The sequence below is a fragment of the Acinetobacter sp. 22512 genome, from assembly GCF_052044755.1.
GTDB lineage: Bacteria > Pseudomonadota > Gammaproteobacteria > Pseudomonadales > Moraxellaceae > Acinetobacter > Acinetobacter pittii.
Genome location: NZ_JBQENP010000010.1, coordinates 1 through 18,183, shown reverse-complemented (window position 1 = coordinate 18,183; position 18,183 = coordinate 1). Strand labels below are relative to the sequence as shown.

Below are 18,183 nucleotides of genomic sequence, written 5' to 3'. Positions count from 1 at the left end.
TATTTTTAGTTACTTGCTATAAAGTTAGGCAAACTAGAGACCTATCGACTCTAGTCTTTTACCTTGGGTTTCTTCACCTAATATTAAAATTACAGCTGCAACCAAAAGTAAAACAATAGTAAACATCATAAAAACATGGCTAAATCCATTTTTGGAAACCATCATATGAGTGACGACTATCGGCGCCAAAATTCCACCTAAACGGCCCATTGCCGATGCCCAGCCCGAACCAAAAGCCCGAATGTTGGCTGGATATTGCTCTGGTGTATAGGTATATAACACTCCCCATGCACCCAAATTAAAGAAGGACATGAGACAACCCCAAAATATAATGCTATTTACACTATCGGCTTGTCCAAAGAAATATGCAGACAACGCACAAAACCCGATAAATGCAGCGAGTGTAATTTTTCTACCTAACTGCTCTACAAACCATGCCGCTGCCAAGTAGCCTGGTAGCTGCGCCAAAATCATAAGCAAAACATATTCAAAAGATTTAACGATGTCATAGCCCTGTTTCACTAATAAACTTGGCAGCCATGTAAAGATCCCGTAGTAGGAATACACAATTCCAAACCAGATGAGCCAAAGCATTAAGCTTCTGCGAGCAAATTGACCACTCCAAAGTTGTTTAAAAGAGACTTTTTGTCGCATGGCTACAGGCACGACTTCAATATGGTGAACAATTTGAACGCCTGCTTGAGCTTCTAATTTTTGAACCAATGCATGTGCTTCTTCAACACGTCCACGGTTAATCAGGTAAGGTATGGATTCAGGGAGTTTTTTCCAAATTACTAAAATATAAATCAGTGGGAGGCCACCCATAAGAAATGCAATGTGCCAACCAAATTTAGGAATAATAAAATAAGAAATGAGTGCGGCAACTAACCAGCCCAAACCCCAAAAACTTTCGAGTAGGACGATAAAACGACCACGTACATGGGCAGGTATATATTCACTCACCAATGTCACTGCAACGGGTAACTGTCCACCAAGCCCAAGACCAACAATAAAACGGAAAATTAATAACCACTTCAAATCTGGAGCAAAAGCACATAAGGCAGTCGCAATACTATAGATGGCCATGGTAACTGCAAATATTGTCTTGCGGCCAAAGCGATCTGCTAAAGCTCCTGAGCAAACAGCTCCAATAGCCATTCCTACAAAACCAATACTCACAATCCAACCGCTTTCGGCTGGTGTTAATGCCCAGTCTTTAACAAGCGTTGTCATGATAAAAGCAATGATACCGGTGTCCATCGCATCAAACATCCAACCTAAACCAACCACCCACAGTAATGTGTAGTGAAATTTGCCAATTGGAAGATTTTGTATACGTGAAACCAGATCCATAGGAAAAACTCTACTGGAAAAAATAAGTGAGCAAGACAATATATTTAATTGTTATATCATGCTCACATCGAATTCTGCATGATTAATGTTCGTCAGTTGAAGAAGCCGATTCTGCATCATCATCTTTATAAATAAATTTAGGCATTTCTAAGCCAAAATAGATTGCAATCAGACGTAAGGTAAAGCCAAAAATTAAAGTTGAAATAACGGTTAACTCTAGGCTTAATCCTAAATCCTGACAAACCCAGTAACAGATGACTGCCACAAAAGAGATACTCGCATAGAGTTCACGGCGGAAAACGAACGGGACATCGTTACATAAAATATCACGTAAAATACCACCAGATACTCCAGTCAACACTCCAGCTACTGCTGAGACGACAAAACCATGTCCCATTTGTAAGGCAATCTGGCAACCAATGATCGTAAAACCAATCAAGCCTAAAGCATCGAGCACCAAAAAGATGTTATGTAAATGACGCATCCATTTGGCAATAATAATCGTGACAAATGCAGCACAGCAGGTCAGAACTAAGTATTCAGGATGTTTTACCCAAGTTAAAGGATAGTGACCAAGCAATACATCTCGCACCGAACCACCACCTAAAGCAGTCACACAGGCAATCAGTACGACACCGAACCAGTCCATACTCCGTCGACCAGCAGATAATGCTCCTGTCATGGCTTCCGCAGTAATCGCAATAATATAAATAACGGTGAGTAACATCGCCCTTTCCCTCAGGCCAAACAGTGGGCGTATTTTAAGATAAACTTACAGAAATTGTGCACAGCATTGCTTAAATTTTTTTCCTGAACCACATATACAAGGTTGTTTCATGGTGACCTGCATATCGACCGTTGGGTCGAGGAAAAACCATTTTTGCTGGTGATAAACAAAATGTGAAACCTCGTGGTGAATTTGAGCTTTTTGCCCATCATGATAATGAGCCTTGAACTCAACCTGTGCATGAGTTTTATCTAATTTTTCGTTGGCGTTAACCACCTCTAAACCCAACCATTGATTTTGTTTGCTCCACTCTGCGATAGCATCTTTATCAAGAGCTGTTTGCTGACCTAAAGCAGTCGTTTGCACAATATAATCAATTTGCTGTAATGCAAAAGCGCTATAACGTGAACGCATAAGCTGCTCTGCCGTTAGTGCTTTGGCTGTGCCTAAATGTAAAGGCTCACAACATTCTATATAGCGGCCTTTTCCACATGGACAAGTTTGTTGGGTCATTTGGTGTGTCTCAAATAAAAAAATAGCTCAGAGTTGAGCTATTTTATGATGTTTCTAGACTTAAAACGTCATTTAATCTTTTGATTCATCTTGTTCGATAGAAACAATATGAACTTTCTCAATTTTATGACCTTCCATCGTAATCACTTCAAAGCGATAACCGTCTGCCTCAACAGCTTCACCATTTTCCGGTAAACGGCCTAAATGGAATAACAAGTAGCCCGATAAAGTTGAATACTGTTCACTTTCGTCAACGAGATCACGACCTAATAAAAGTGATACATGGCGAATATCAGTTGAACCTTCAAGCATTAATGAACCGTCTGCCAAGCTTTCAGCAGCAGCGTCTAACTCATCTTCATCAGGGAATTCACCAGCAATCGCTTCTAAGATATCAATTGGTGTTGCGATACCTTCGATGGAACCATATTCATTTAATACGATAGCCATTTGTAAAGGTGCTTGACGCAATTGCTCCATCACCATAAGCACTTGAGCATTTTCATGCACAATCACAGGTTCACGTAGATGCTTTTGGAAATCAACTACACCTGTTTCAATAAAGTTGTTTAAAACTTTATGCGTAAGTGCAATACCCTCAATATTATCAAGTTCACCGCGTGCAACGATCAAACGAGAATGTGTCATCGACATTAAACGTTCTTTTAAAACTTCAGGTTCATCGTCTAAGTCAATCCACTCAAGTTCAGGGCGTGGAGTCATAACAGATTTTACAGGACGCTCTGATAAACCAAGCACACCTTGTACAAGCACACTGTGATAAGCACCATTTTCTTCGTCAAAAACTTCATCAGCAAAAGCTTGCGTCGCTAATACATCTTCTTTATCAGAAGATTGAGTATCTGAAGAACTACTATTTTTACTGCCTAACATACGTAAAACCGCAGAGGCAGTGCGATAACGTAAATCTGTAGTGGTAACTAGCTTTTCCTGATTGCGACGCATGCTCTGATTGATAACTTCTACCAAAACCGAGAAGCCAATTGCAGCATATAAATAGCCCTTCGGAATATGGAAACCAAAGCCTTCCACCACCAAAGAGAAACCGATCATCATCAAGAAGCCAAGACACAGAATGACAACTGTTGGATGTTTATTGACGAAGTCCATGAGTGGTTTTGATGCCCACAACATGATTCCGACAGCAATAACAACCGCAACCATCATCACTGACAGCTCTTTCACCATACCTACAGCTGTAATCACACTGTCTAACGAGAATACAGCATCAAGCACAACAATCTGGACAATAACCATCCAGAATGCAGCATGAACAGGATTATCTTCTTTATGAAGTTGTTTTCCTTCCATCCGTTCATGCAATTCCATGGTGCCTTTAAATAATAAGAACACACCACCGAATAACAAAATCAAATCACGACCAGAAAATGGATGATCAAAAATATGGAAGAGTGGCTCAGTCAGTGTCACGACCCAAGCAATCGAGGCTAAGAGTACAAGGCGCATTCCTAATGCGAGTACCAAACCGACTATACGTGCTTTAGCTCGTTGCTCTGGCGGCAATTTCTCAGCCAAAATCGCGATAAAAACGAGGTTATCGATCCCCAATACAATTTCAAGAACGATTAAAGTTGCTAAACCCACCCAAGCAGAGGGATCAGACATCCATTCAAAGATCATTGATCCTGCTCCTGTGTTGTTTGGATTTTATCTTTATTTGGCAACACAACAGGCGCGCCTATACAAAGGGGGGAAAATGTTTTTTTAAGACAAGAAATTAAAACGGAGCGACTACAACCACTACCCATATTTGTTCATATGTTGTTAAACGAATTTTTAGTATAGGCAAGATTTAACATAAATTCATCATTTTTATTTGTTCATGACCAGCATTCACCAAACCCATACAAAACATGAATCTTTCTTATAAATCTGCTTATAAAGTTGTCATATCTTTTGCTTACTGTAGACAAGAAATATGAACGTGATAAGGTAAAAATAAAACAATGAATAGCGTATTAACAATGGCAGTAAATGATTCACCAATAACAGCTGTAAAAACAAAACAACCTCTTATTGCATTATATTGTGGTTCACGTGCAGGAAATAACCCAATCTACCGAGAAAAAGCAATTGAACTTGCTCATGGAATCGCTGAACAAGGCTTTGGATTAGTCTATGGCGGTGCCAGTATCGGTTTAATGGGACAAGTCGCAGAGAGCGTTCTCGCAAACGGCGGAGAAGCTGTCGGTGTGATCCCTGAATTTATGCTTGATTATGAAGTCGCACATGCAGGCCTAACTGAATTACATGTCGTAGAAACCATGCATGAACGTAAAGCCATGATGGCAGAGCGCGCAAGTGCATTTATTGCGTTACCGGGTGGCTTAGGAACATTTGAAGAAATATTGGAAATAGCCACTTGGGGCCAACTCAACCAACATCAAAAGCCTATGATTTTATATAACGTAAATGGCTTTTATAACGCACTTATTGCCCAATTAGACCATGCAGTTCAAGAAGGTTTCCTTCCCCTTCAGCACCGAGCTAAATTAATTGTATGTGATGATGTTGATCAAATTTATAACGTCATTAAAAACTTAAAAATGCCAAAAAGATTTGTTGTCTAGTTGTTCCCCTACTCTATTTAAAAAAGCGGTTCTGCCGCTTTTTTTGTTTTAACTATTTTCACCTCTGCCTTCAAAAGAACTTGGATTTAGTAAAGGGGTATTCAACATTGGCTTACTTCTTTTAAATTCAATTTGTTTTACACTAGACCAAAACGTTAATTTTCAAATGTTATGAATGCCACGCCGACTCACCAAGCCTTGCAACCCGAATATCGCTTACTCGTTCTTTTGGTTTCTATTGGCTTTTTTATGCAGGCCTTGGACACAACCATTGTAAATACTGCTATTCCTGCAATGGCTCATCATCTAAATGAAGACCCTTTACGCATGCACAGTGTAGTGGTGGCCTATGTATTATCGGTTGCTGCCTGTATTCCTCTAAGTGGATGGTTAGCAGACCGCTTTGGTGTTAGAAATATTTTCTTGTCGGCAATCGTAATTTTTACTCTGGCTTCTTTAGGTTGTGGTCTTTCTCAGAGTCTCAATGAGCTGTTATTTTTCCGAGTCATCCAAGGCATAGGCGGCGCCTTACTACTTCCTGTTGGCCGATTATCACTTTTAAAAATTATTCCTCGAACTCAGTTCTTAGCTGCGATGAGCTTAATGAGCCTTGCAGGTTTACTCGGACCTTTGGCTGGTCCAACTTTGGGCGGATGGTTGGTTGAAGTTGCAACTTGGCACTGGATTTTTCTTATCAATATTCCTATGGGCATACTTGGTATACTAATGACACTAAAAGTCATGCCAAATGTAAAAGAACCCTCAGTCAAAACATTCGATTTGGGGGGCTTTATCTTATTAGTCGTGGCCATGATTGGCTGGTCTTTAGGGATCGAACATCTAGCCTCACCTGAATATTCAAAATGGTTTAGTATTTCGCTATTAGTCGTCGGAATAATCGCAACACTATGGTATGCCTACCATTCACATACTCATCAAAATGCATTATTCCGCAGCCGACTCTTTAGAAACAAAATTTATGCGATTGGTATTTTAGGTAATTTCTTTGCTCGCTTTGGTGGTAATGCCTTACCTTTTGTTTTACCACTCATGCTACAAGTCGCTTTTGGTTTTGAACCATTTATTGCAGGTTTAATGATGATTCCATTGGTCTTGGGCTCATTATTTTCAAAGCCAATTGTCAGGCCTATTATTCAAAAAATTGGCTATCGACGTTTTTTACTCATCAACACAACATTAGTTGGGCTATGTATTGCCTCTTTTGCAATCATGACCGTCGATACTCCAACTTGGTTTAGAGCCTTGCACTTTTTCTTATTTGGCACATTAAATTCACTGCAATTTGTTGGCATGAATACATTAACCTTGAAAGACTTGCCTCAACAAGATGCAAGTAGCGGTAATAGTTTCCTATCAATGATCATGATGCTATCAATGAGTATTGGTGTAGCACTGGCAGGTACCCTCATTAATATTTTTACTAATTATTATGGTGCAGACCACGTGACAACAGCGTTTCATGTCACTCTCATTTGTCTCGGTTGTATCAATGTCATTACTGCTTTTATTTTCTGGCAAATTCCAAAGGATACGTCTGTATAAGCGGTTGCATTTTTAGCATGGTTTCTCGCTCGCGAATCACGCTATGATGTCGACTTCAAATTTTAACGAGTTTTGAATGAGCAAACTGGCTAAAACTTTTTTCACATCACGGCACAATACTCTAATCGGAATTGGCTTAGCTTGTGTTATGGGAGTCTTAGCTTATTTTGGTCTGTTCTATCAACAAAAAGCTGTTGCGCAGGATTATCCGGTGCAAGGGTTCGATGTTTCTCATCATCAAGGTGATATTAACTGGAAAAAAATATCACCGGAAAAATTCCAATTCGTCTATTTAAAAGCGACTGAAGGCGGCGATTACAAAGATTCAAAATTTCAGGAAAACTGGCTCAAGGCACGTGAACATGGTTTTCATGTAGGCGCTTATCACTTTTATCGTCTATGCCGTGATGGTAAAACGCAAGCGGATAACTTTATTGCGACTGTACCCAACAAAGCCGATGCCCTTCCTCCTGTTATCGACCTAGAATATGACGGTAACTGTATTAATGCTCACACCAAAGAACAATTACTTAAAGAAATAGGCATCATGCATGCCCGCTTAAAACAGCACTATGGCAAACAGCCTATCTTTTATATTTCCAAAACTTTTTACCACATTGTATTAATAGGAAGTTTCCCTAATACACCACTTTGGGTCAGAGATTACGAAGGAAAACCTGAGCTAAAAGACAAAAGAAAATGGCTCTTTTGGCAGCATAGTAATCAAGGTAAAATTGAAGGCATGACAAAACCAGTAGACTTAAATGTTTATGAGGGTTCAGTCAAAGAATGGCATCATTTTTTACAGCAGCAAGGCATCGTGAAAGCACAATAATATGCGCAAAATCATTCATATCGATATGGATGCCTTCTATGCATCGGTCGAATTGCGAGAGCGTCCTGATCTAAAGCATCTTCCCGTCGTTATTTCTTCGCATCATCCGCGAGCTGTGATTGCTGCTGCCTCCTATCCTGCCCGTGAATTTGGTTTGCGTTCTGCCATATCGATGAGTCAGGCAAGAAAACTATGTCCTCAAGTTGTCATTATTGAACCAAATTTTGAAAAATACCGTACGGTTTCCGCTCAAATTCACTCAATCTTTCAGCAATATACACTACTTATTGAACCTTTATCTTTAGATGAAGCTTATTTAGATGTCACTGAAAACCTAAAACAGATTGCGAGTGCAACTGAAGTTGCCATGCATATTCGGGAAGATATTTTTAGATTAACCGGATTGACCGCATCAGCTGGTGTGGCACCAAATAAGTTTTTGGCAAAAATTGCTTCGGATTGGAACAAACCTAATGGCTTATGTGTAATCAAACCTTCGCAAGTTGCTACTTTTATTCAAGACCTTCCGCTTAAAAAGATTCCAGGCGTGGGTAAAGTCACTCAGGAAAAATTACAACAGCTTCAGCTATATACGTTAGGTGATTTACAGAAAATTGAAGAAGCTGTTTTGGTTCACCACTTCGGTAAATATGGACAACAACTCTATCTATATGCTCAGGGCATTGACCATAGACCTGTTCAAGCTGAAAGAGCTCGCCAACAAATTTCGAAAGAGACAACTTTTGACAGTGATTTTACTTTGGCTCAATGTCAGCCCTATTGGCAGGGATTAGCCGAAAAAGTGTGGCAAACACTAGAGAAAAAACAGCTTAATGCACGTGGTGTCAATATCAAACTTAAACTCAAGAATTTTCAGACTCTACAACATAGTAAAAGCTTTAAAAGGCCGATCCAGTCGCTACAGGACCTAATCCAAGTTTTATTTTTATTGTTAAATGAAATGCAGATACCCGAACATTTCCAGTTTCGCCTGATTGGTATAGGCGTTTATCAATTACAAACCCAAGCGGATGACTTCCAGCTTAACCTCTGGTAATTGACTACTTTTCACTCAAAAGAGCAACTTTTAAACAAAATAGACTCCCTTTTACTGAAACTTTAGAGTAACCTAATCCACGCATATTCATTACCCATGTATTTGCAACATGCCAAAGCAACCTTTACTTTCGGCATATCGTCCTGTGATTGGCGTGACGACCAAATCCGAATATTGCAGGGCTCTTCTGATACATGGCTTAGATATCCCTTCCTCACAATAATCTACTGAAATTCTTTTCTACTTGCTTGCACCGACCTAGCAACTCTTCATAAAATCAAAACTATTAAATAAAGCCACTTTAGAGCATTTTTATGACGGTAAAGCGTTTACACGTTACTTCACGCTATTGCGAAGTTGCGATTTCAGGTAATTTAGTACACCTAGCTGGGCAACTCGCCGATGATACAAGCGCAGATGTCACAGGGCAGACTCAACAAACTTTAGATAATATTGATCGTCTATTAGCAGAAGCTGGAACAGATAAAACCCATATCCTTTCTGTCATGATTTTCCTAAAAGATATTGAAAAAGATTATGCAGCTATGAATGCGGTTTGGGATGCATGGATTAGCGAAGGGAACCCACCAGCACGTACATGTGTAGAATCAAAACTCTATGCACCAGATGTACTTGTAGAAATGACGGTTGTTGCGGTACTTCCATAATTTTTATAATTATAAATCTATGTAAAATTGAGCAATATCTTGGGTGATATTGCTCAATTTTTTAATAATTTTAAAATTTTGAATTTCAGCATTTTATTCAAATCTTCTTAAATGAGCTCTCAAATCAATTCTGCTAATGTCGAATTTTTAAGGCTTCACAAAAGCGTTTGACATTCTTTCTAGCTGGGGTGTCGCATGCAAAGTTGCTAATTCTGATTCAGGACTCAATAAGTCTCTTCTTAAGTCATGATAATCAGGCACACTACTATAATGAAGCACACGATAGCCAGCCAATTGTAATAGGCGACGCTCATATTGTTGATGCGCTCGGCGTAAACCGTTTTCCCCTAGAACAACGACTACAATTACCTGATAATTTTGATCAAGCACAACAAAATCAGCTGACATATTTTGATATTTACGACGTGTATGCGCGTATTTTGTTGTTAGAAGTGCATCAAAAGATACATGCGCTAATACGGTAAATTTGGGCAAAACAGTTTGTAGTCTGGTTAAGGTCATTTGCTCATGGCTAGTTAACACTGCACGGCGCTTTAAAGCACTATCATGTTGATGCCTTCGTGACAGACTTTTCACTGCCATAACAACAACCAGAAATAATAATAAGATCGTGATTAAATAATACATGGGCCTAATCCTTTAAGTTTTTTATAATGATTTTGCTAGATCACACTTTGTTTTAATTGATAACGACACAGCCGTTTTTTAAAAGGTTCACTTAGTAATTTCACTTGTAGTTATCAAGCTTGGCTTAAATTTAGCCACCCTCACATTATTTATAATCATAGAATCAATAACAATCAAGTGCAGCTCGTCAGATTTTGGCTATTTATCATTATTCGTTACGTTTTTTGTACTTTAAATCCTCAAAAATCTCATTATACGATTTAAATAGAGTTATAAAAAACAAAACAGGCTCTATTTAAGAGCCTGTTTTATCATTATCCACGAACTTTAGATTTAGGTTTACTTTTCCCGCCAAACGGTCTTTTTTCTCCTGTTTCACGGGGAGGTAAACCATTATGTTGCGTTAGAACCTGTCCTTTTTGTGGACGCTTTTGATTCGAATGATTATTCGTTTGCTGGTTATTTCGTTTAACCGAATCACCTGCTGTAGACGAATTTTTCTTGCGAGCAGACTTATATTCCCCTTCTGTGCCTTTTGGCTGATAAGTCGGAATTAAATGCTGCTTCGAATTACCAATTAAATCTGCGCGACCCATCTCTTTTAGGGCCTCACGAAGTAATGGCCAGTTGTTTGGATCATGATAACGCAAGAATGCTTTATGCAGACGACGGCGTTTTTCACCTTTTACAATATCAACTTTTTCAGTATAGCGAGCGACTTTAGCAAGTGGGTTTTTGCCCGAATAATACATGGTTGTTGCAGTTGCCATTGGCGATGGATAGAAAGTCTGTACCTGATCGGCACGGAAACCATTCTTTTTCAACCAAATTGCAAGATGCATCATGTCATAATCTGAAGTACCCGGATGTGCTGCAATAAAGTAAGGAATTAAATATTGCTCTTTTCCTGCTTCTTTACTGAAACGGTCAAACATTTGTTTGAAACGATCATACGTACCAATACCCGGTTTCATCATTTTAGATAACGGGCCTTGCTCGGTATGTTCAGGAGCAATTTTTAAATAACCACCTACGTGGTGCTGTACTAATTCTTTGACATATTCAGGGTTGAGTACCGCAAGGTCATAACGTAAACCTGAACCAATCAGAATCTTCTTTACACCTTTAATGGCACGCGCTTTACGATAAAGCTGCACTAAAGGTGCATGATCCGTATGCAAGTTTTGACAAACACCCGGATATACACAAGAAGGTTTACGACAGTTTTTCTCAATTTCAGGATCTTTACAGTGCAAACGGTACATGTTTGCTGTTGGGCCACCTAAATCTGAAATAATACCGGTGAAGTTTGGTGCAGTATCACGGATTTTTTCAATCTCACGTAAGATCGAGTCTTCCGAACGGTTTTGAATAATACGCCCTTCATGTTCTGTAATTGAACAGAATGTACAGCCGCCAAAACAGCCACGCATAATGTTGACCGAGAATTTGATCATATCAAATGCAGGGAAACGAGCATCACCATAAGTAGGATGTGGCAAACGTGCATAAGGTAAATCAAACACATAATCCATTTCCTCTGTAGTTAGAGGAATTGGAGGCGGGTTAATCCACACATCTCGTTCACCATGGCGTTGAACGAGTGCACGAGCATTACCTGGATTAGTTTCAAGGTGCAAAATACGGTTTGCATGCGCATAAAGCACTTGATCATTTGCCACTTCTTCAAAAGAAGGCAAGCGAATAACCGCCAACTCTCGTGGTGGCAATTTGTGTTTAATCGCTTTTGACGGTGCCGGCTTTAATTGAACGATTTGAGTGTCGTCATCAAGTTTGTCGCCTTCACGCACAATCGGATTTGCAACAATCTCTTTTTGGAAATTTTGATACTGAGCTAAAGAGTTACCCTTTTCTTTTTCAACCTCACAGCCATCAATATCTTCTGTCATGACATATGGGTTAATAATTGGATCAACACGCCCAACCGTATCTACATCATTACTCGCAACTTCAACAAACTTTGCTTTTGATGCTTTGTTATGTTTATTAATAATAAATGCCGTACCACGAACATCTGTAATCTCGTGGATTTTCTCACCTTTAGCCAAACGATGCATTACATCAATAATGGCGCGCTCACCATTACCATACATCAGCAAATCAGCTTTTGAGTCCATCAAAATCGAACGACGGACTTTATCTGACCAATAATCGTAGTGTGCGATACGGCGTAAACTGCCTTCAATACCACCTAATAACACAGGTACATCAGGGAATGCTTCTCGACAACGTTGGCAATAAACTGTTGCTGCGCGGTCTGGACGTTTATTTGGTTCATTATTTGGAGAATATGCATCATCCGAACGGATTTTACGATCTGCCGTATAACGGTTAATCATCGAATCCATATTACCTGCGGTTACACCCCAAGCAATTGTTGGCTTACCTAAAACTCGGAAGCTTTCAACATTGGTCCAGTCTGGCTGCGCAATAATTCCGACACGGAAACCTTGTGCCTCAAGCACACGTCCAATCACACCTGATACAAATGATGGATGGTCAATATAAGCATCACCACAGACTAAAATAAAGTCACACGCATCCCAGCCGAGTTGGTCCATTTCTTCTCGTGACATCGGCAAAAATGGTGCGGGTTCAAAACACGACGCCCAATATTTGTCGTAATCAAACAGCGCTTTGGGCGCAGTCTGCATGGTGTAGGCAGTAGACATGGCTTGCGAATCTCGGCTAGCAGATGAAGGAGAGACATCTAAAGATGAAAGCCGATCATTTTAACATGAATTTCATTCATTTTCCCTGTTTATAAAACATGCGAAAACAACAATATAGAAATTAATTTGATTAAAGTTTATTCAATATTTTTTCTTGGAATAAATACGGCGGACCAAAATCCGCCGCAGTTTTAATTTTTATTTATAGAACTTAGAACAAAGCTTTTGGCAAACGGATCTGAATAATCTCGTTATCGTCAGCCAGTTTTGCGTTACGTCCTGTCGAACCAGGGAAGTTATTATCATTGAAAACCGTCAGCGTTGTGCCATTTTCAATAATCACATCTTCAATGGTTTCAAATGGAAAAGCAAAAACCTGTCCCGTACCAATATCCCCTGCTCTAGCTGTGCCATACAACATATTCTGGTTAGCAATTTTAATTAAATCGACTAAGTCTTCGCGGCTGACTAGCTGGCCTGACTCATTTAATTTAATACGAATTAATTTTTTATAACCTCCTAAATTATTCTGCGTGGCATCACGTTCAATAATAATACCCTCATTATTATTAAAGAGTTGGAAATCCCCAATATTGGTTGCCTTACTGTCTAACTGGAACCAATAATATTTTCCTGTATACGCTTTTTTCTTCACATCAAATTGAGAAATCAATAATTGTCTTTCCGTTTCTCGAATTGATTTAATTGGCTTTTCTATAAGAGGGTAAAGATACTGCCCATCTGGCGAAATCGCCATTCCTTCAAAACCGCCACTTTGTTGAACTAGAGGTTCTACAAAATTAATTTGTGCTTTATTAAACTGATTTTGTGGTGAACGTAATTCTTGAGTCGGATTTAACGGATTTGGCAGAGCAATCGGTGCATCTAATAACACGCCATCTGCTGAGAAATGGAGTAAATATGGACCAAATTCATCTCCAATCCAGTAGGTCCCGTCACTAGTACGCTGCATCGACTCTGGGTCAAAATCAGCACCCGTTAATAAACGCTCAGGTGTATTACCATTGATGATATTAAATGGAATTAATTTATTCGGATCACGCAGTTGGATAAAGCTTTGTACAGTAACTTGGCTCGTGCCTTTAGCTTTAGTTTTGAAATCAGGCTTTATTTTATAAATACGAAGTAAAAAGTCTGATGAATTATCTTGAGTGCCAAAACCGTTATCGGCCATTGCCATATAACTGCCATCTTCATTTTTTAATGCAGCAGAAAAGCCTTGTACAGGTTGACCTTTAAATGGAGGATAAATTCCATTTGCACCTTTCACATATGCGCCAGAGTCTGGACCAGCAGCATAAGTTTCTACAGGTAACTTAGCAAAAGAAATTAAGGTTGGTTCGGTAACGTTTTCAGTAGGTGAAGTTTGTTCGTGGTCGTTATCATCATTACATGCCGCCAATCCTAAACTGGCACAGCATAATAATACCGCTAATGTTTTTTTGCTCATGGTTTTATACATTTGGTAAAAAATTAAGCAAATTTAATCAAGCTTATATGAAATTTTTACTTCAAAAAGATGAAATCTTTATGGCAAAAATATGACAAGACTAACTATTTAATACAACCTTAAAAATTCGACTTCTTTGCTGAAAACTGATTAAAGTTTTGTTGGCTGATATTCTCCAGCAATTGCTGCTTTTAAAAATTTTTGGAAAGTTGGACATTCCATATGATTTTCAGCAGGACATACAGCAGCATGTTCTAATCCTTGGCTGATAAAATGCAATCGTTTTGCCATTTGCTCTAATTGTTCAGCTTTATCTTTTAATTTTTGCCGATCAAGCTCAGGCTTACCATCTTGTCCAAACATTGCAGCGATCTCATTTAAAGAAAAACCCGCAGCGCGACCTAAAGAGATTAATGCCAATTGATCAATTACCTTCTTGCCATATTGTCGACGTAAGCCTTGCCGCCCTATCGATTTAATTAGTCCTTTCTCTTCATAAAAGCGTAGCGTTGCAGTTGTGACTTTTGCCTTCTTAGAAACTTCACCAATATCCATAATAACCTCTTGACTTCAAGTGAACTTGAACTTGCACAATAAATTTATCACGTTTCATACGTATAAAAGCAAGGTGTAAAAATGAATACCTCTACGTTGTTCTTTCAAGCTTTATGTCTTGGTATTGGTGCAACTATATTTATGGATATCTGGCTGTTCATATTAAAGATATTCAAAATTCCGACCTTAAATTTTGCCTTCCTCGGTCGCTGGGTTGGTTGGATATTTCAAGGGAAACTTATTCATCAATCTATTGCAAAAAGCCCCTCAATTAAGCATGAGTATTTATTGGGTTGGATTGCTCACTATAGTGTTGGGATTATCTTTGCATTGAGTTTTCTTTTCATTATTGGTTCAACTTGGCTTAGCCAACCTCAGTTTTATTCAGCACTTCTATTTGGTGTAGTCACCGTCCTCATTCCATTTTTTATTATGCAACCTGCGATGGGTGGTGGCTTTGCTTCATCAAAAACACCTCATCCTTTTTTAAACTGTCTAAAAAGTTTGATGAACCATATTGTTTTTGGTTGTGGCTTATATCTCACTGCAAAACTATTTCAAATTTAAATAAAGAGGAGACTACTCATGAAAACTATTGCCATCATTTACCATAGCCGCCAAGGCCACACCCAATTTATTGCTCAGCAAATTCAAACTGGTATTTTGAGCCATAAAAATATGAAAGCAGATTTACTCAATACTGAAGATATTATCAACAGCCCAGAAATTCTCATCCAATATGACGGCTTAATTTGGGGATCCCCCACTTATTTAGGTGGTGTATCTTCCAAATTAAAACAACTCATGGATGCAACTGGTCCATTATGGAAAAAACAAAGTTTTAAAGGAAAATTAGCGGCTGGATTTACCGTTTCCTCCCTTCCTGCTGGTGATAAACAATCGACGTTAATTTCGATTTTCACCTTTTGTATGCAACACGGCATGTTATGGGTCGGTAATCCAATCATGCCTGAACAGCACAAAGGCATTCCTTATACGCAAGCAGCCAACCGTCTCGGTTCATGGTCAGGCTTAATGGCTCAAGCTGAACATGGCAGTAATGCAGATGGTTTTGATGAAGGAGATATTAAAACTGCTCAACAATTTGGAGAAAATTTTGCATTGACCTTAAATGCTTATCAAGGAATATAAGGCCATGAAAGCACAGAAACTTTTATTCCTCTTAATTTTATCAGGAATGATGTCTTTTATAGTTTCAGGTATTTCAACTTTCAAGGCTGTAGGGCTAAATCATCACTTCGTTTCATTATGGTTATCGGCTTGGATCATTGCATGGATATTAGCTTTCCCAAGTGTATTGATTTGTGCTCCTATAGCCCAGAAATTAGTCGACATCATATCTAAGAAAGTTGAAAAAAAACGACTGTAAGTTAAAACGTACAAAACTTGCGGTGATTTGCGGATATTCAGCTTTAGTATTTTTTCATAGTATATAAATCATAGAGAGACAGGATGTCTCATTGAAGAAGAATAAGAACGCAGGAAGCGGTAGTTGACAGGAGTTAACTACATAAAGCTGAATACGAAGAAACCTCGACAGGATGTCGGGGTTTTTTCATTTTAATTATACAAAATTCTTACTTTATAGATGTGCTGAGCAACAGAACTTATATTGATCCGATAAGTACGGCTGAATACCATCATTTTATTTGAAATTTGATTATTGGTTTTGTATTTTGCTTACCTCATCTTTAGCTCAAGATCATTTTGAACCATCAGAATTACACCGCCTTAGCTTCAAATTTTTTATTATTGCATTGATGACAATAATGACAGGGTGTACAAGCTTAGGACCTAACAGTGGCTCATTTTCTTGGCGCTCCAATAAACTCTCGTCTGGCTTACAAAAAGCTTATTCTGTTCCAGCGAGTACAGCCAATCGGCTATCTCCAATGATTATTCAAAGTGCTGACCAATATAATGTCCCCCCTCTTTTACTCGCAGCAGTCATCAGGCAAGAGTCTAGTTACAATAGTAATGCTCGCTCTCCTACTGGTGCTGTCGGTTTAACTCAAATTATTCCGAGTTATTGGCAACAAACTTGTGCTGGGAATTTGTATGATGAAACTACTAATATCCAATGTGGGGCTTATATCTTAAATCACTATTATCAGTCAGCTGATAGTTGGTTCAAAGCAACAGCTTATTATAATGTGGGACCGACTGGATATGAGCGAAGCTTCTGGACACGACACAAAGCAAAAAAATATGCTCGATCTGTGAAACGTCATCAGAAAAATTTAAAAAGTGCATTATAAATTCAGATCAAATAAAAAAGCCCATCTATTAATGGGCTTTTTTACATAGTTAATTTTATTCGTCAAATAAACCTTCAAATAAAACAGAAGATAAATAACGTTCTCCGCTATCAGGAAGAATAACAACTATTGTTTTACCAGCATTTTCACGACGCTCTGCAATTTTAGCTGCAGCAGCCAAGGCAGCTCCACTTGAGATACCTACCAAAATACCTTCTTGAGTTGCACAGTTTCTCGCCCATTGAATTGCTTCTTCACTACTCACTGGTAAGACTTCATCAACCAAATCTAAATCAAGATTTTTTGGAATAAAGTTTGCACCAATCCCCTGAATTTTATGGGGTGCAGGCGTAATACTTTCACCATTTTTAGTTTGAGTAATAATTGGAGACTCAGCAGGTTCAACTGCTACTGAGTACAATGGCTTATTTTGGACCTGTTCAAAATAACGAGAAATACCCGTTATCGTACCTCCAGTACCTACGCCAGCAACTAAAATATCAACCTGCCCACCTGTTGCTTGCCAAATTTCTGGGCCAGTTGTGTCCACATGAATTTGTGGATTGGCTGGATTTTCAAATTGTTGTGGCAAAAAATAAACATCTGGCTGTTCAGTTGCTAATCGTACCGCTTCATCAACCGCCCCTTTCATCCCTTTCGCCGGTTCAGTTAGAACTAAATTAGCACCTAAAGCTTTTAATACTTTTCTACGTTCAAGACTCATGCTGGCTGGCATAGTCAAAGTAATTGCATACCCCTTCGCTGCCGCAACAAAAGCCAATGCAATCCCTGTATTACCACTAGTTGGTTCAACTATATGCATGCCTTCTTTCAACACACCTCTTTTTTCTGCATCTGCAATAAGTGCAGCCCCAATACGGCATTTCACAGAAAAGGCAGGATTACGACTTTCTACTTTCGCTAATACAGTTGCACCAGTTTTAATTAAACGGTTGATGCGAACTAAAGGAGTATTACCAATAGCTTCTGCATTATTTGTATAAACTGCAATACCTAAATTATTGGGTGTTGGGAATTGTTGATCGGTAGACATGTTATATCCTTATTAGACTTGATATGAATTTCTTCCATTATAATCATATAAAGAATTGACGATACAAATTCCCCCAATAAAAAAACACCCCCATTCATTGGAACGGGGGTGTTTAGAATAATGAGCTGGCGATGACTTACTCTCACATGGGTAAC

19 protein-coding genes are annotated in these 18,183 nt (G+C 38.9%); 9 read left to right on the top strand and 10 right to left on the bottom strand.

All coding sequences use genetic code 11. From position 1 onward, the window contains the following. Window positions 1–33: 33 nt before the first annotated feature. The 4 genes from niaP to ACTJJG_RS11850 all read right to left on the bottom strand — a co-directional run bounded on the left by niaP (window position 34) and on the right by ACTJJG_RS11850 (window position 4,255). Window positions 34–1,353 carry a niacin transporter NiaP gene (niaP, locus tag ACTJJG_RS11865; protein WP_005065676.1) on the bottom strand — a complete coding sequence of 440 codons (1,320 nt, stop codon included), beginning with the start codon at window positions 1,351–1,353 and terminating at the stop codon, window positions 34–36. 82 nt (window positions 1,354–1,435) lie between these two features. Further along, window positions 1,436–2,080, bottom strand: coding sequence for a trimeric intracellular cation channel family protein (locus tag ACTJJG_RS11860; protein ID WP_002121256.1), 645 nt, complete (start codon window positions 2,078–2,080; stop codon window positions 1,436–1,438). Window positions 2,081–2,125: 45 nt separating this feature from the next. After that, entirely contained in the window at window positions 2,126–2,593 is a 468-nt protein-coding gene (locus tag ACTJJG_RS11855) for a YchJ family protein (protein WP_005065674.1), read from the bottom strand. Window positions 2,594–2,665: 72 nt separating this feature from the next. Continuing rightward, entirely contained in the window at window positions 2,666–4,255 is a 1,590-nt protein-coding gene (locus ACTJJG_RS11850; protein ID WP_032070648.1) for a TerC family protein, read from the bottom strand. 326 nt (window positions 4,256–4,581) lie between these two features. Between ACTJJG_RS11850 and ACTJJG_RS11845 the strand changes: the two genes are divergently transcribed. From ACTJJG_RS11845 to dinB, 4 genes are all read left to right on the top strand, one after another. Further along, entirely contained in the window at window positions 4,582–5,205 is a 624-nt protein-coding gene (locus ACTJJG_RS11845) for a TIGR00730 family Rossman fold protein (protein WP_002062375.1), read from the top strand. A gap of 171 nt (window positions 5,206–5,376) precedes the next feature. Beyond that, complete coding sequence (mdtD, locus tag ACTJJG_RS11840; protein ID WP_032070649.1) at window positions 5,377–6,768, top strand: multidrug transporter subunit MdtD; 1,392 nt, start codon at window positions 5,377–5,379, stop codon at window positions 6,766–6,768. A gap of 76 nt (window positions 6,769–6,844) precedes the next feature. Then, window positions 6,845–7,603: a glycoside hydrolase family 25 protein gene (locus ACTJJG_RS11835; RefSeq protein WP_016802737.1), complete on the top strand. Its 759-nt coding sequence runs from the start codon at window positions 6,845–6,847 to the stop codon at window positions 7,601–7,603. 1 nt (window position 7,604) lies between these two features. Continuing rightward, on the top strand, window positions 7,605–8,660 hold the full coding sequence (dinB, locus tag ACTJJG_RS11830) for a DNA polymerase IV (protein WP_032070650.1): 1,056 nt from the start codon (window positions 7,605–7,607) through the stop codon (window positions 8,658–8,660). Between the two features lie 4 nt (window positions 8,661–8,664). On the opposite strand, the gene ACTJJG_RS11825 is transcribed toward dinB, so the two are convergent. Beyond that, a complete protein-coding gene (locus tag ACTJJG_RS11825; protein WP_002121660.1) occupies window positions 8,665–8,781 on the bottom strand; it encodes a hypothetical protein in 117 nt (38 codons plus the stop codon). 193 nt (window positions 8,782–8,974) lie between these two features. Here ACTJJG_RS11825 and ACTJJG_RS11820 point away from each other — a divergent pair, with 193 nt between their 5' ends. Further along, entirely contained in the window at window positions 8,975–9,328 is a 354-nt protein-coding gene (locus ACTJJG_RS11820) for a RidA family protein (protein WP_002121652.1), read from the top strand. A 147-nt stretch (window positions 9,329–9,475) separates the two neighbouring features. On the opposite strand, the gene ACTJJG_RS11815 is transcribed toward ACTJJG_RS11820, so the two are convergent. From ACTJJG_RS11815 to ACTJJG_RS11800, 4 genes are all read right to left on the bottom strand, one after another. Further along, window positions 9,476–9,976: a DUF2726 domain-containing protein gene (locus tag ACTJJG_RS11815; protein WP_002121669.1), complete on the bottom strand. Its 501-nt coding sequence runs from the start codon at window positions 9,974–9,976 to the stop codon at window positions 9,476–9,478. A gap of 314 nt (window positions 9,977–10,290) precedes the next feature. Then, window positions 10,291–12,669, bottom strand: a complete 2,379-nt coding sequence (locus tag ACTJJG_RS11810; protein ID WP_005065662.1) for a YgiQ family radical SAM protein — start codon at window positions 12,667–12,669, stop codon at window positions 10,291–10,293. A gap of 211 nt (window positions 12,670–12,880) precedes the next feature. Next, entirely contained in the window at window positions 12,881–14,140 is a 1,260-nt protein-coding gene (locus ACTJJG_RS11805) for an esterase-like activity of phytase family protein (RefSeq protein ID WP_025469756.1), read from the bottom strand. A gap of 150 nt (window positions 14,141–14,290) precedes the next feature. After that, on the bottom strand, window positions 14,291–14,695 hold the full coding sequence (locus ACTJJG_RS11800; RefSeq protein ID WP_005065659.1) for a helix-turn-helix domain-containing protein: 405 nt from the start codon (window positions 14,693–14,695) through the stop codon (window positions 14,291–14,293). A gap of 81 nt (window positions 14,696–14,776) precedes the next feature. On the opposite strand from ACTJJG_RS11800, the gene ACTJJG_RS11795 reads away from it, so the two are divergent. The 4 genes from ACTJJG_RS11795 (at window position 14,777) to ACTJJG_RS11780 (ending at window position 16,974) form a co-directional block, all read left to right on the top strand. Then, window positions 14,777–15,262, top strand: a complete 486-nt coding sequence (locus ACTJJG_RS11795) for a DUF2938 domain-containing protein (protein ID WP_005065657.1) — start codon at window positions 14,777–14,779, stop codon at window positions 15,260–15,262. Window positions 15,263–15,280: 18 nt separating this feature from the next. Then, complete coding sequence (locus ACTJJG_RS11790; RefSeq protein WP_005065655.1) at window positions 15,281–15,847, top strand: flavodoxin family protein; 567 nt, start codon at window positions 15,281–15,283, stop codon at window positions 15,845–15,847. A gap of 4 nt (window positions 15,848–15,851) precedes the next feature. Continuing rightward, window positions 15,852–16,085 (top strand): DUF2798 domain-containing protein, encoded by a 234-nt coding sequence (locus ACTJJG_RS11785; RefSeq protein WP_005065652.1) that lies wholly within the window; start codon window positions 15,852–15,854, stop codon window positions 16,083–16,085. A gap of 280 nt (window positions 16,086–16,365) precedes the next feature. Next, complete coding sequence (locus ACTJJG_RS11780) at window positions 16,366–16,974, top strand: lytic transglycosylase domain-containing protein (RefSeq protein WP_080630986.1); 609 nt, start codon at window positions 16,366–16,368, stop codon at window positions 16,972–16,974. Between the two features lie 55 nt (window positions 16,975–17,029). On the opposite strand, the gene cysK is transcribed toward ACTJJG_RS11780, so the two are convergent. Next, window positions 17,030–18,028 carry a cysteine synthase A gene (gene cysK / locus ACTJJG_RS11775; protein WP_005065649.1) on the bottom strand — a complete coding sequence of 333 codons (999 nt, stop codon included), beginning with the start codon at window positions 18,026–18,028 and terminating at the stop codon, window positions 17,030–17,032. Window positions 18,029–18,183 lie beyond the last annotated feature (155 nt).